We start from the raw sequence: 14116 nt of genomic DNA, 5'->3' as shown, positions 1-14116 counted from the left end.
ATTTGCGATTGAGTTGGTGTTCAACCGCGGCTGATGCGGCGTGCCGACCAACGGTCGGCACCCACCGATTCCTCCGGCGATTACGCGGCTTCGATCGCTTCGGACAACCGCTCCACCGCAATCACCTCCATGCCCTTCACGCTGCCGGTCTTTGGCGCGTTGGCCTTCGGCACGATCGCGCGCTTGAACCCGTGCGTGGCGGCCTCACGTAGGCGATCTTCGCCGTTGGGCACCGGACGAATTTCACCGGAAAGCCCCACCTCGCCAAACGCAATGGTCTTCTCGGCCAACGGCCGGTCCTGCAGTGACGACAGCACCGCCAGCAGCACCGGCAGATCCACCGCGGTTTCCTGCACGCGGATACCACCCACCACGTTGACGAACACGTCCTGGTCGCCCACCAGCACCCCGCCATGGCGGTGCAGCACCGCCAGCAGCATTGCCAGACGATTCTGCTCCAGCCCCACCGCCACGCGGCGCGGGTTGGAGAGCGGTGAGGCATCCACCAGCGCCTGCACTTCCACCAGCAGCGGGCGCGTGCCCTCGCGAGTGACCATCACGCAACTGCCCGGCTGCCGCGTGCTGCCACCGGAGAGGAAAATGGCCGAGGGATTGGAGACTTCTTTCAGCCCCTTCTCGCCCATCGCGAACACGCCGAGCTCGTTCACCGCACCGAAGCGGTTCTTGAACGCACGCAGCAGGCGGAAGCGGCTGCCGCTCTCGCCTTCGAAATACAGCACCGCGTCCACCATGTGCTCGAGCACGCGCGGACCCGCGATGCCGCCTTCCTTGGTGACGTGACCGACCAGGAACACGGCCGTGCCGGTTTCCTTGGCAAAGCGCACCAGCCGTGCCGCACTTTCCCGCACCTGGCTGACCGAGCCCGGTGCCGCAGTCAGCGACTCGGTCCACAGCGTCTGCACGGAGTCGGCCACGATCAGCCGCGGTTTGGCCTGGCTGGCGTGCTGCAGGATGGCTTCCACCTGGGTTTCGGCCAGCGCGTTCACGCCTTCCAGTGGCAGGTCCAGGCGGATCGCGCGACCGGCCACCTGTGAGAGCGACTCCTCACCGGTGATGTACAGCACCGGCAGATTGGCAGCCATCTTCGCCACCGCCTGCAGCAGCAGCGTGGACTTGCCGATGCCCGGGTCGCCACCGACCAGGATCACCGCGCCCTCCACCAGCCCGCCGCCCAGCACGCGGTCGAACTCACCAATGCCGGTGGTCACCCGCTGGTGCTCGGTGTGCTGCACGTCCTTGAGCGCCATGACCTTGGGCGCATCGACCTTGCCCGCCCAGCCGGAGCGGCGCGAGGCCGGTGACTTGGCCGCGGCGGCGCTTTCCAGGGTGATCTCGCTGAGCACGTTCCAGGCCCCGCATTCGGTGCACTGCCCCTGCCACTTGCTGTATTCCGCGCCGCATTCGCTGCACACATAGGCGGTGAGCCGCTTGGCCATTCTCGCTTCCACTTCCGGTTCATCTTGTGTGCCGCAGGATAGCCCACCCGCGTCGCACCACCTAAGACGCTGGAAACGATTTCACTCAAGCTTTGGCCCGCCCGGCCGATACCGGGAACGGGCCCCTGCGCCTTCTCCCACTATTTTTGTTCAGGCTTTCAGATGACCGGCACCTACAGCCAGAGTCTTGTCGTGTTCTCGCTGCTGGTCGCCATCCTGGCCTCCTACACCGCGCTGGACATGGCCGCACGCGTCGCCAACACCGAGGGCAAGGTCGCCCGCTGGTGGCTGGCCGGCGGGGCCGGCGCGATGGGCCTGGGCATCTGGTCGATGCACTTCATCGGCATGCTCGCCTTTGACCTCGGCATTCCGATGGGCTACGACCTGGCCATCACCCTGTACTCGCTGGCGGTGTCGGTTGGCGCGTCGGCCTATGCGCTGTGGCTGGTCTCGCACAAGGTGCTGCCCTGGTACCGGCTGGCCGCCGGTGCGGTGCTGATGGGCCTGGGCGTGGCCGCGATGCATTACCTGGGCATGTCGGCCATGCGCATGGAGCCCGGCATCGAGTACCACCTGGGCTGGCTGGCGCTGTCCATCGTGATCGCCATCGTGGCCGCCGGTGCGGCGCTGTGGATCGCCTTCCGGCTGCGCTCGGAAACCCGCCACCCGATGCTGCTGCGCGGCGCGGCTTCGGTGGTGATGGGCTTTGCCATCATCGGCATGCATTACACCGGCATGGCCGCCGCTGAGTTCCCGCCCGGCAGCATCTGCGGCGCGGTCGGCGAGAACGGCGTGGACAGCAAGTGGCTGGCGGTGCTGGTCATCGTCACCACCCTCGCCACGCTGGGCATCGCGCTGATCGCCTCGGTGTTCGATCGCCAGATGCGTGCGCGCACCGGCCTGCTGGCCGAATCGCTGGCCCAGGCCAATGAAAAGCTGATGCAGGCCGCGCTGCACGATCCGCTGACCCAGCTGCCCAACCGCATGCTGCTGCAGGACCGTATCGAGCAGACCATTGAAAAGGCGCGCCGCCGCAACTTCCCGTTCGCGGTGATGTTCTGCGACCTGGACGGCTTCAAGGCCATCAATGACGCCTACGGCCATCAGCTGGGAGACAAGCTGCTGGTGGAAGTGTCCCATCGCGTATCCGGCCTGCTGCGCAGCCAGGACACCTTCGCCCGGCTGGGCGGCGACGAATTCGTCATCGTGTTCCAGATCGATGAGCCCGAAGACGCCGCCGTGGTCGCCGAGCGCATCCTGGCCAGCGTGGCCGAGCCGTTCTTCATCGACGCACTGGAACTGCATGTCAGCACCAGCATCGGCATTGCGCTGTATCCCGACGACGCCAGCAACGAGCGCGAGTTGATGGCGCATGCCGACGCGGCGATGTACCACACCAAGGACACCGGTCGGAACGGCTATACCTTCTTCACCGAGTCACTGCAGGTCACCGCCAACCGCCAGCTGCGCCTGCTGCAGGACCTGCGCCGTGCGATTCCGCGTGGCGAGCTGGTGCTGCACTATCAGCCCAAATTCCTGGCTGCCGGTTCGGACATCATCGGCGCAGAAGCGCTGGTGCGCTGGCAGCACCCGGAGCTGGGGCTGCTCTCGCCCGACATTTTCATTCCGATGGCCGAGCGCAGCGGATTGATTCTGCCGCTGGGCGACTGGGTGCTGGATGCCGCCTGTGCGCAGCTGCGTGCGTGGCACGACGCCGGGCATGACAGCTGGACGATGTCGGTGAATCTTTCGCCGGTGCAGTTTGCCTCAAGCAATCTGCTGGATACCGTGCGTGACACGCTGGCACGGCATTCGCTGGAAGCGCGCTTCCTGACCCTGGAAGTGACCGAAACCACGGCGATGAAGGACGTGGAGGCCAGCCTGCAGATTCTGCACGGGCTGACCGCGATGGGCGTGCATATCTCGATTGATGACTTTGGTACCGGGTATTCGAGCCTGCTGTATCTGAAGCGCATGCCCGCGACCGAACTTAAGATTGATCGGGCGTTTGTGCGTGAGCTGGAAGACAACAGTGAAGACGCGGCGATTGTGTCTTCGATCATCGCGTTGGGGCGGTCGTTGCAGCTGCGGATTGTGGCTGAGGGTGTGGAGACGGCGGGGCAGCAGCAGTATCTGAGCCAGTTGGGATGTGATCTCTTGCAGGGTTACCACCTGGGCAAGCCGATGGATGCCGAGGCGTTCTTCCGTAGTGCCGGGCTCTCCCCGGCACCGTAATCCTCGGATCCCCCGGAATCCGGTAGCGCCGGCCGTTGGCCGGCCCATGGGGTGTATGGCGCATTCGCGCGCCGACAGCAGATGTCGATTTGATTCGCGTCGTTAAAGAACGTTGAGCCGTTCACGGCGGTCGTCTTTCGACCGACCCTACCCCCGGTTCCCCGGTTCCCCCGGTTGCCACAGTTCCAGGTTTTCCCCATCGCCCGTTTGCGGCGATTCCCCAAACAAAAAGGCCACCCTCGCGGGTGGCCTTTCTGCATGAACCGGTCTTTCAACCGTCAGTGCATCATGTGCACGTTCATGTTGTGCATCACCCACAGGGTGCCGGCCACGATGATGCCGATGACCACCACGGTGAAGGCGGCGGCGCTGACGTTCCAGCGCTGTTCCGACGAGCGGTCCAGGTGCAGGAAGAAGATCAGGTGCACGAAGATCTGCAGGATCGCCGCCACCACGATGATGACGCCCGTGGTGAAGGTCGGCAGACCGCCCTTCATCACCGCCCAGAACGGGATGATGGTGAGGACGGCGGCCAGCAGGAAGCCAACCAGGTAGGACTTGACGCTGCCGTGGCTTTCGCCACCCACGCCGTGCCCATCGTGATGGGCGTGATTGTCGTGTGCCATTACAGCGCTCCCTTCAGGTAGACGACGGAGAACACGCCGATCCAGATCAGGTCCAGGAAGTGCCAGAACAGGCTCAGGCACGCCAGGCGGGTCTTGTTGGTGGCGGTCAGGCCGTTCTGCTTGATCTGGATGAACATGATCAGCAGCCACAGCAGACCGGCGCTCACGTGCAGACCGTGGGTACCGACCAGCGCGAAGAACGCCGACAGGAACGCACTACGGTCCGGGCCGTAGCCCTCGTGGATCAGGTGCTGGAATTCCCAGACTTCCATGACCATGAAGCCGAAGCCCAGCAGCCAGGTGATCGCCAGCCACAGGTACATCTGGCCCACCTTGGCCTTGTGCATGGCGATCATGCCCAGGCCGAAGGTCAGCGAAGAGACCAGCAGCAGCGTGGTTTCCCACGCGACGAAGCTCAGGTCGAACAGTTCCTTGCCGGTCGGGCCGCCGTCGGTACCGCCCGCCAGCACGATGTAGGTCGCGAACAGGCTGGCGAAGATGAGGCAGTCGCTCATCAGGTACACCCAGAAACCGAAGACAGTGTTGCCGCCGGTGTCGTGGTGCTCGTGGTCGTCATGGCCGTGGGCCGCCGCGTGCGCGGCGTGCCCATGGTTCAGGGTGGAGGTATTGCTGCTCATGCCTTGAACTCCGTTTTCACCAGACCCTGCGCCTGCAGGTGACGGCGATGTTCGTTTTCAATCCGCTCAACTTCGGCGGCCGGCACGTAGTAATCCGTGTCCTTGTCGAAGGTGCGCCAGATGTAGGTACCGATCATGCCGACCAGGCCCACGATCGCCAGCCACCAGATGTGCCAGATCATGGCAAAGCCGAAGGCCAGGCTGAAGGCACCGATCACCACACCCGTGCCGGTGTTGCGCGGCATGTGGATGTCGCTGTACTTCTCCGGACGCGGCCATGCTTCACCACGCTGCTTGCGCTCCCAGAAGTCGTCCAGTTCGGTGACCTTGGGCAGCATGCCGAAGTTGTAGAACGACGGCGGCGAAGAGGTTTCCCACTCCAGCGTACGGGCATCCCACGGGTCGCCAGTCAGGTCGGCGGTCTTCTTGCGGTCGCGGATCGACACGGCCACCTGGATCACCTGGCACAGGATGCCCAGGCCGATGATGGCGGCACCGACGGCGGCGACGATCAGGAACGGCTGGTATTCCGGGTTCGGGTAGCTCTGCATGCGACGGGTCATGCCCATGAAGCCGAGCACGTACAGCGGCATGAAGGCCACATAGAAGCCGATGAACCAGCACCAGAACGAGCGCTTGCCCCAGGTTTCATTCAGACGGAAGCCGAACATCTTCGGCCACCAGTAGGTGATACCCGCGAACATGCCGAACACCACGCCGCCGATGATCACGTTATGGAAGTGCGCGATCAGGAACAGGCTGTTGTGCAGCACGAAGTCGATGGCCGGAATGGCCAGCATCACGCCGGTCATGCCGCCGATGGTGAAGGTGACCATGAAGCCGATGGTCCACAGCACCGGTGCGGTGAACTGCACGCGGCCACGGAACATGGTGAACAGCCAGTTGAAGATCTTCACGCCGGTCGGGATGGAGATGATCATCGTGGTGATGCCGAAGAAGGCATTCACGTTGGCACCCGAGCCCATGGTGAAGAAGTGGTGCAGCCACACGATGAACGACAGCACGCCGATACAGGCAGTGGCGTACACCATGCCCTTGTAACCGAACAGCGCCTTGCGCGAGTAGGTGGCAATGACTTCCGAGAACACACCGAACGCCGGCAGGACCAGGATGTACACCTCCGGGTGACCCCAGATCCAGATCAGGTTGATGTACAGCATGGCGTTGCCGCCACCGTCATTGGTGAAGAAGTGCGTGCCCAGGTAACGGTCCAGGGTCAGCAGCACCAGGGTGACGGTCAGCACCGGGAAGGCGGCGATGATCAGCACGTTGGTGACCAGCGAGGTCCAGGTGAACACCGGCATGTGCATCAGCTTCATGCCCGGGGTACGCATCTTCAAGATGGTGATGAAGAAGTTGATACCACTCAGGGTGGTACCCAGGCCTGCGACCTGTAGACCCCAGATGTAGTAGTCGACACCGACCCCTGGGCTGTACTCCTTGCCCGACAACGGCGGGAAGGCCAGCCAACCGGTCTGTGCGAACTCACCGACGCCCAGCGAGATCATGATCAGGCCAGCACCGGCCACGAACAGCCAGAAGCTCAGCGAGTTCACGAACGGGAAGGCCACGTCGCGTGCGCCGATCTGCAGCGGCACCACGACGTTCATCAGGCCGGTAATCAGCGGCATCGCCACGAAGAAGATCATGATCACGCCGTGGGCGGTGAAGATCTGGTCGTAGTGGTGCGGCGGCAGGAAGCCTTCAGCGCCGTTGACGGCGATGGCCTGCTGGGCACGCATCATGATGGCGTCGGCGAAGCCGCGGAGCAGCATCACGAAGGCCACGATGAGGTACATGATGCCGATCTTCTTGTGATCGACCGAGGTGAACCACTCTTTCCAGAGATAGCCCCACAGCTTGAACTTGGTGATGACCGCCAGCAGGAGCAGACCACCGATCCCCGCGCCGATCAGCGTGGTGATGATGATCGGGTCGTGCGGGATGTCAGCGAATGTCAGTTTACCCAACAGATTCATGCTTATTCTCCCGAGCCTGCGTGGCCGGTGTGACCGGCGGCGGCGTGCTCGTCTGCAGTGTGTTCGGCGTGCTCAGCGGCCGGCATTTCGTGGCCTTCATGGCCAGCGGCATCACCGTGCGACATGCCCTCATGGCCCTTGGCCTTGTGGTCCATGCCGTAGTGGTTGTTGTCGCCCATGTGCTTTTCGACGACCCAGTTGAACAGACCGGTTTCGGTGGTACCGAAGTAGGTCACCGGATGCCAGTCGTGGTTCTTCTCAGCCACCAGCGCGTTGAAGCTGTCCTTGTTCAGGGTGGTGCTTTCGGCACGCACCTCGGTCAGCCATTCCTGGTACTGCGCTTCGGTGACCGAGTGGGCCGAGAAGTGCATCTTGCTGAAGCCCGCGCCGCTGTAGTGCGAGGACATGCCCGGGAATTCGCCGGTTTCATTGGCGATCAGATGGAGCTTGGTCTCCATGCCGGTCATCGAGTAGATCATGCTGCCCAGGTGCGGGATGAAGAAGGCATTCATCACCGAATCGGACGTGATCTTGAAGTTCAGCGGGGTATCGACCGGGAACGTGATTTCGTTGACCGTGGCGATGTTCTCTTCCGGGTAGATGAACAACCACTTCCAGTCCAGCGAAATGGCTTCGATCACCACCGGCTTCTTGTCCGATTCCAGCGGACGGTACGGATCCAGCGCATGCGAGGAGCGCCAGGTCAGCACAGCCAGCACCAGCACGATCATGCAGGGGATCGACCACACCACCACTTCGATCGCGGTGGAGTGCGACCACTTCGGCTCGTAACGGGCCTTGGTGTTGGTAGCGCGGTACTTCCAGGCGAAGGCCAGGGTCATGATGATGACCGGCACAACGACCAGCAGCATCAGCACCGTTGCCGTGATCAGCAGGGTTTTTTCGTCCTGGCCGATCTGGCCCTTCGGGTCAAGAATGGCCGAGTTGCAGCCCGTGAGGAACACGGACAACGCAAACAGCAGGCCCGGACGCAGGAAGCGCCCAAGGGTTTTCAACGGAATCATCGGTCGATCCAATTGCGTAGGGAATGCCAGGTCAAGCGCACCCACACCGGCCAAGACCGGATGTGCCCGACCAGGGGTCGCGCACGGTGGACGTACATGTCAGCCCTATAATTTTATGCCGTCACGCACCATTTAAGAAGAGCGTTGACAATGATCCGGCGCAAGAATGGCCGTTTTTCTGCTGCGACACGTTGTCGCACGGGGTGCGCGCAGGCGCCGCAGGGGGCCCGAAGCGACCGCGCATGATGTTGTATAGACATGAATGGGTCAAGCGGAAGGGACTTTGCCGAATCGGGCAGTTGCGAACGCCTCGCATCCGGCGCTTTGGAAGCTGAACAACCGGGACTGCCCACTCCCCCGACGCACCCCGTAGAGCCGGGCTTGCCCGGCTGAACCACCGACCATCTCCCCGTAAGGCCGCGCCATGCGCGTCCATCGGGTCACCCGACACCGCGATGACACGCATGGCGTGTCACTACGCCACCATCGACAACACCCACGTCACCACACACACATAAGCCAGCAACCCCAAACTCGCCGCCAACGTAGACCGCAGAATCGCCGACTCCTGCCCCACCAGCTTCACTGCCGCGGCCGCAATGGCAATCGACTGCGGCGACACCAGCTTCGCCATCACCCCACCCGCCGTGTTCGCGGCCACCAGCAGCGCCGGTGCCACCCCAATCTGCTCCGCCGTCACCGCCTGCAGATGCGCGAACAACGTGTTGCTGTTCACCACCGACCCGGTAATGAACACCCCCATCCACCCAATCACCGGCGACAGCACCGGGAACACCCCACCAGTTTCCGCCAGCGCCAAACCAATCGTGGACGAGGCCCCAGAATAGTTGGTGATGTAAGCCACGGCCATCACCAGCGCCACGGTGGCCAAGGGCTTCCACATCTCCCGCCCGGCCTGGGCCAGCTCCTGCCCGGCCGACCGCAGCCCCAGCTTCGGCGACAACACCGCCGTCAGCAGCGCCGCAATCAGGATTGCGGTACCCGCCGCGCCCAGCCAGCCCACATTCCATACCGCCGGCAGCGTATGCGCCTCGGCCACCAGCGGCGGCAGCTCCTGCACCCGCTGGTGCAACAGCCCAATCGGCAGATGCAGCACCGTGCCGGCCAAGGCCCCTCCCGCCGCGAACAACCCTTTAAATGCCGGCAGGCTCCACACCAGAATGGTCGCGGTCAGCAGATAGAACGGCGACCACGCCAGCAGCACTTCCTTCAACGACCAGCGCTGCGCCGACACCGGCGGCGCTTCCGCCTCACGATAGATCCGCTTCGGCTGCCAGAACTGCATGAACCCTGCCAGCGCCGCCATGCCCGCCAGCGGCCCGACGATGTCCACCAACTCCGGCCCGAGCAGCAGCAACACGGCCGTCTGCACGCCACTGAACACCAGGCCCACCACCAGCAGCACCGGCCAGGTCTCGCGCACGCCGCGCCAGCCATCCAGCAACATCACCAGCGCCGCAGGCAACAGCGCCGCGCAGACCTGCACCAACGGCACCAGCTTCCACGACATCGCCTGCAACGGCACCCCACCCTGCTCCGCCCCCACCAGCACCGGAATGCCGATGGCCCCATACGCCCCGGCCGCACCGTTGGCGATCAGGCACAGCATGGCCGCCTTGAGCGGGCGGAAGCCCAGCTCAACCAACAGCGCCGCGCAGATGGCGATGGGAACCCCGAACCCCGCCGCGCCCTCCAGGAACCCGCCGAAGCAGAACGCGATCAGCAGCACCTGGATGCGCTGGTCATCGGAAATGGTCGCGATGCTGCCGCGTATGACTTCGAACTTGCCGCTGCGGATCGCCAATTTGTACAGCCACACCGCCATCAGCACGATGAAGCTGATCGGGAAGATGCCGTTGGCGATGCCCAGCAGGGCTGCGCCGCTGATCTCGCCGAGCGGCATGCCGAAGCCGAACCAGGAGACGGCGATTGAGACCGCCACTGCCAGCAGTGCGGCGGTGAGGCCCTTGAGGCGCAGGACCGTCAGGGCCAGCAGGAAGACCAGGACTGGGAGTGCGCCCATCAGGGCGGACAGGTAGGTGTTGCCGAGTGGGTCGTAGTTCTGTTGCCACATGGTGAGGGGTTCCGTGCGGTTTGAGAATCAGAGCAGCCGGGCAGAGCCCGGCTCTACGCGACTTTGTTCGGACAGTCGCGTCCTTCGGCGAAATCGGTGAGGTTGCCTAGCGTGATGGCCGAGATTTCCTGCAGCGCCTCAGCAGTGAAGAACCCCTGGTGCCCCGTGACCAGCACATTCGGGAAGGTCATCAAGCGCTGGAAGACGTCGTCGTCGATGATCTCGCCGGACAGATCCTGGAAGAACAGCGCGCTCTCCTGCTCATATACATCGATGGCCAGGTGGCCAAGATGGCGCGACTTCAACGCCCGAATCACCGCATCCGTATTCACCAGCCCGCCACGCGAGGTGTTCACCAGCATGGCCCCGGGCTTCATCAGGGCCAGCGAGGCTTCGTTGATCAGGTGGTGGGTGTCCGGGGTCAACGGGCAGTGCAGCGACACGATATCCGAGCGAGCCAGCAGTTCGGCCAGCGGGACCATTTCGCCGATCCCGTCGAACGCGGAACTGGGGTACGGGTCATAGCCCAGAACGTTACAGCCCATGCCTTTAAGAATGCGGGCCGTGGCGAGTCCGATCTTGCCGGTGCCCACAATACCGGCTGTGCGGCCATACAAGGTGCGACCGAGCAGACCATCCAGCATGAAGTTGCCTTCGCGCACCCTGTTGTAGGCACGGTGGGTCTGGCGGTTCAGGGTCATGATCAGCGCCAGCGCGTGCTCGGCCACGGCTTCGGGCGAGTACGCAGGCACGCGGGCCACGAACAGGCCCAGCCGTTCGGCGGCGGCCAGATCCACGTTGTTGAACCCTGCGCAGCGCAGCAGGACCGCGCGGACGCCCTGCCCGTGCAGTGCCTGCAGCACCGGGGCGTCCAGGCGGTCGTTCACGAACACGCAGACCACATCGCTGCCCTGGGCCAGGGTAGACGTGGTGAGGTCCAGCCCGACATCGAAGTAGGCAAACTCGAACCGCCCGTCACCGCCCGTATGCTGGTTGGCGGCTTCCAGAAAGTGACGATCGTACGGGCGAGCGCTGAAAACGGCGGTCTTCATGGGGTGGCCTCTGGGGGAGCGATTCAACAGTAACCCAGATGGTAGCCACGGTTCCTCAGTAAAAGATGTCAAACCGTGACCGGGGGCACGTTGGGCCTCAGCCCTCGGGACCGGATTCACCCTCAGCTACGTAGGAAATGAACTTTCCCGCTGTCTCAAGATGCAGGCGCCCGCACGCAGGACAGAGGTGGACCTGTCTAGCGCGCGCCGAAATTCGCTCATCGAACAACTGAGCCGCAAGCATGGAATTGGAGCGCAACTCATCGCTGATGTCAGCGATCACTTGTTCCGGGACAAGCGCCAACTCGTAGTCCTGCCAATCCGTCGATAGGTTCATGACATGACCGCAGACACAACCGAATTTTGGCACGCACTTCTCCTAGTAGAACGGTCGCGAGTTCGAGTCTCGCATCCCATTCCAGAAACCGAAACTACCCTGTCACGGGATGCTGTCTGGTTGAGCCTACGGCATGGCGACAATGGGTCATGCATCGGACCGCCAGGCTCGGCTTCGACCCTGGCCTCCGTAGAGCCGGGCTCTGCCCGGCTGCTTTTGACTGTTGTTTAGTCGCCACAGAGAACCAAGGGGACACGGATCCGGTAGCGTCGGTCGACAGACGACGGCCGTGAAATTTACAACATCCGGTAACGCATGACCCCGAATCGACATCACCGTATGCAGCTCATGACCCCTGACTGGAGATAGCCGCCGCTGCCCCCGGAATGAACGGCCGCGACGGACCCAGCGGGAAGGCTTCGCCGGTTTCAGCGTCCAGCATTCGAACGTTGCAAACCTCCCCGTCCCAGTAGGACTCCAACCGATAGTAGGCAGGTTTGGTGAACCGCACTGTGTATTGCTGATTGTTGTAGCGCATGGGGTTGACCGTTGCGATGGTCAGCGGTATCGGGAAGGAAACAGGCGTAGGCGGTCCATACATGCACGCAAGGACGAGCTTGTGCTCGCCAAGGGCAAGTCGGGTATTCACTTGGAATGCGCGTTGCTCACCAGCCCGCATCAACCTTGCTTCGCATGCACGCAGGCCGTTTGGGCTGGGCAAGCCCTGAAACGCGCAAACAGGAGCAACTGACCAACGGTTGATCGTTACCGAGTTGCCTTCGTGCAGCCCTCTGGGTTCCTTGTAACGCGGAACAGATCCACAGCCTGCGACCAGCAGCGAGGCCACAAGCACTACGAGATGACGCATGTATTCTCCGGGACAAAAATGGCCCGATCCCCTCGAGCCTGCAGCGATCTTATCGCTTGGCTGCTGTTTGCGACAATCCTCTCGCTGTTATGCCTACGATCACGCCGCCTGATGCCACACGCACTAAAATTTGACTTCCCTGTACTCGTAAACACCGGTCACGTTGAAGCCAAGCCTGTCGCTCTCACTCACTTCCACCACGCCGGAGAACCGCCCCTGGTACGCCATCCAGGTCATGTCGATCTTCCCCTGCATGGCAAGCTCCATGCGCTTTGCGTCCGTCTCATCCACGAACTGCTGCACGCTTGCCACCCTGTTGTCGTGGCTGATTCTCGCCCTCAGCTGGTAAGGACACCCCTTGCTGCCGAGGAAGGTCCCGTGCATGGGTTCACTTTGAAGTACACCGTCCAGCACCAACTCCTTCCCTCGATCCCTCCTCGAGATGCTGCATATGTCGATGCCGCTCGGAGGATGAGCCACTTCGGCTTCAGCCGAGAAAGCGAGCTGCGCGGGCATTAGAAGTGAGAACCACAGGACAGACTTCTTCATTCCATTGACCTCAGTTGAGAGCTTCACGGACCGACGCAGAACGGTTGTCCAGTTCAGGCTGTCATCACCCATTCTATAAGCCGTCTAGCTCAGACATCTCCAGATACCGAATCGCCTTCCCAGACAGCATTGAGCCATCTGTACAGCGCGCTGCGCCACAGACCCGGCAGATGAGGACACGCTCCCTCTCCCCGATACATCCAAACAGGAGACCGAACTGCTCGCCGCAGTTTGGGCAAACCCAATCTACCTCCGGCGCCAGAAGCTCCTCCATCAGGCCACGGACATACTGAGCAATGGCCGAGCTCTTACCGCGCGTCATGCCAGCCACGCTGTGCTTGATCCGCTCGACGGCTCGCGCATCCAAGTCCGCGGGGCGGTAACAATCCACCCGACCAACCATCTGAATGATCAAGTCGAAGTTGTAGTCGGAGAACGGAGGACCTGACAGAGCGCACTGGTGCCTGCCAACCCAGTCGACCAAGGCCTCAAGCACGTCGCGGGCGGATGCATCCAATGACAATGCGTCCACCACCGCCCTGAAGTCATTGTAGGCGCGCGGGTGCATCATGAAGTCGGCTCACTGGGTAACGTCCGCCGCAAATCCAGGCCAACTGCGCTTCGCACCGCGTAAATAGTCTCGTACTGGAAAGACAAGACAAACCGATGACGGTGCTCGTCAGCGAAAACATGCATGAACCGGTAGATCTCCTCCAGCCCCATCATCAAGTTGGCCGCGCGAAGGTGAAATGTGGCAACCATGCCAACATCCCACTCCACCGTTTCGCCTTCCGCAACCAGGGGTTCAGGACGCGGATTGAGGGTGAACCTGAAGCCGCCGCCCCACTCTGTGAGGAAGCCGTAGCACACGTCCTCACCTCGCTCGACTGCAACGCCCATCTGCAGCAAGCTGGACACAATGTCGTCCAAGCTCACGCCAGACTCAATTTCCAAAGCCATCATCAGACTCATACCGAACCCACCCGCTCCTTTCCCAATCGCCCGCGCGGCTAAGGTGGCTCCGCCAGCACCATCAGCCTACGCAGCGCCCATATCCACGCCACATATCATAACCTTGGATCCGTGCTCCAAAGGTTTGCGCCTGGAGCAGCCGGGCAGAGCCCGGCTCTACGGGAGCTTCCAAACCAGGTCGAGGCCGGATTCGTCCCTGATGGCGTAGATGCGCTCGTACTGAAACGACAGCACAAACCGATGCCGATGCTGCGTTGCGAAC

General features: G+C 62.6%; 11 protein-coding genes. 1 reads left to right on the top strand and 10 read right to left on the bottom strand.

Annotation, left to right across the window (positions count from 1 at the left end; all coding sequences use genetic code 11):
* Positions 1-80 precede the first annotated feature (80 nt).
* Positions 81-1457, bottom strand: a complete 1377-nt coding sequence (gene radA / locus QMX83_RS15155; protein ID WP_282297474.1) for a DNA repair protein RadA — start codon at positions 1455-1457, stop codon at positions 81-83.
* Positions 1458-1619: 162 nt separating this feature from the next.
* Here radA and QMX83_RS15150 point away from each other — a divergent pair, with 162 nt between their 5' ends.
* Positions 1620-3692, top strand: coding sequence for a bifunctional diguanylate cyclase/phosphodiesterase (locus QMX83_RS15150; RefSeq protein WP_282297473.1), 2073 nt, complete (start codon positions 1620-1622; stop codon positions 3690-3692).
* A 278-nt stretch (positions 3693-3970) separates the two neighbouring features.
* On the opposite strand, the gene cyoD is transcribed toward QMX83_RS15150, so the two are convergent.
* The 9 genes from cyoD to QMX83_RS15105 form a co-directional block, all read right to left on the bottom strand.
* Positions 3971-4318, bottom strand: a complete 348-nt coding sequence (cyoD, locus tag QMX83_RS15145) for a cytochrome o ubiquinol oxidase subunit IV (protein WP_282297472.1) — start codon at positions 4316-4318, stop codon at positions 3971-3973.
* A complete protein-coding gene (gene cyoC / locus QMX83_RS15140; RefSeq protein ID WP_282297471.1) occupies positions 4318-4956 on the bottom strand; it encodes a cytochrome o ubiquinol oxidase subunit III in 639 nt (212 codons plus the stop codon). The genes cyoD and cyoC overlap by 1 nt, the downstream gene beginning before the upstream one ends.
* Positions 4953-6950, bottom strand: a complete 1998-nt coding sequence (gene cyoB, locus QMX83_RS15135; protein WP_282297475.1) for a cytochrome o ubiquinol oxidase subunit I — start codon at positions 6948-6950, stop codon at positions 4953-4955. Before cyoB ends, cyoC begins: the two co-directional genes overlap by 4 nt.
* A gap of 8 nt (positions 6951-6958) precedes the next feature.
* The gene (gene cyoA, locus QMX83_RS15130; RefSeq protein ID WP_282297470.1) at positions 6959-7981 is read right to left on the bottom strand and encodes a ubiquinol oxidase subunit II; all 1023 of its coding nucleotides are present in this window, start codon (positions 7979-7981) and stop codon (positions 6959-6961) included.
* 475 nt (positions 7982-8456) lie between these two features.
* Positions 8457-10076: a lactate permease LctP family transporter gene (locus QMX83_RS15125; protein ID WP_282297469.1), complete on the bottom strand. Its 1620-nt coding sequence runs from the start codon at positions 10074-10076 to the stop codon at positions 8457-8459.
* Between the two features lie 53 nt (positions 10077-10129).
* Positions 10130-11128 (bottom strand): 2-hydroxyacid dehydrogenase, encoded by a 999-nt coding sequence (locus QMX83_RS15120; protein ID WP_282297468.1) that lies wholly within the window; start codon positions 11126-11128, stop codon positions 10130-10132.
* A gap of 683 nt (positions 11129-11811) precedes the next feature.
* Positions 11812-12333, bottom strand: coding sequence for a hypothetical protein (locus tag QMX83_RS15115; RefSeq protein WP_282297467.1), 522 nt, complete (start codon positions 12331-12333; stop codon positions 11812-11814).
* Positions 12334-12456: 123 nt separating this feature from the next.
* Positions 12457-12882, bottom strand: a complete 426-nt coding sequence (locus tag QMX83_RS15110) for a hypothetical protein (RefSeq protein ID WP_282297466.1) — start codon at positions 12880-12882, stop codon at positions 12457-12459.
* A 567-nt stretch (positions 12883-13449) separates the two neighbouring features.
* Positions 13450-13854 (bottom strand): hypothetical protein, encoded by a 405-nt coding sequence (locus tag QMX83_RS15105; protein ID WP_282297465.1) that lies wholly within the window; start codon positions 13852-13854, stop codon positions 13450-13452.
* Between the last annotated feature and the right edge of the window lie 262 nt (positions 13855-14116).

Source organism: Stenotrophomonas sp. PS02289, assembly GCF_029960115.1.
Lineage (GTDB): Bacteria > Pseudomonadota > Gammaproteobacteria > Xanthomonadales > Xanthomonadaceae > Stenotrophomonas.
Note: the sequence above shows the minus strand (reverse complement) of the source record. Positions and strands in the feature narration are given on the sequence as shown.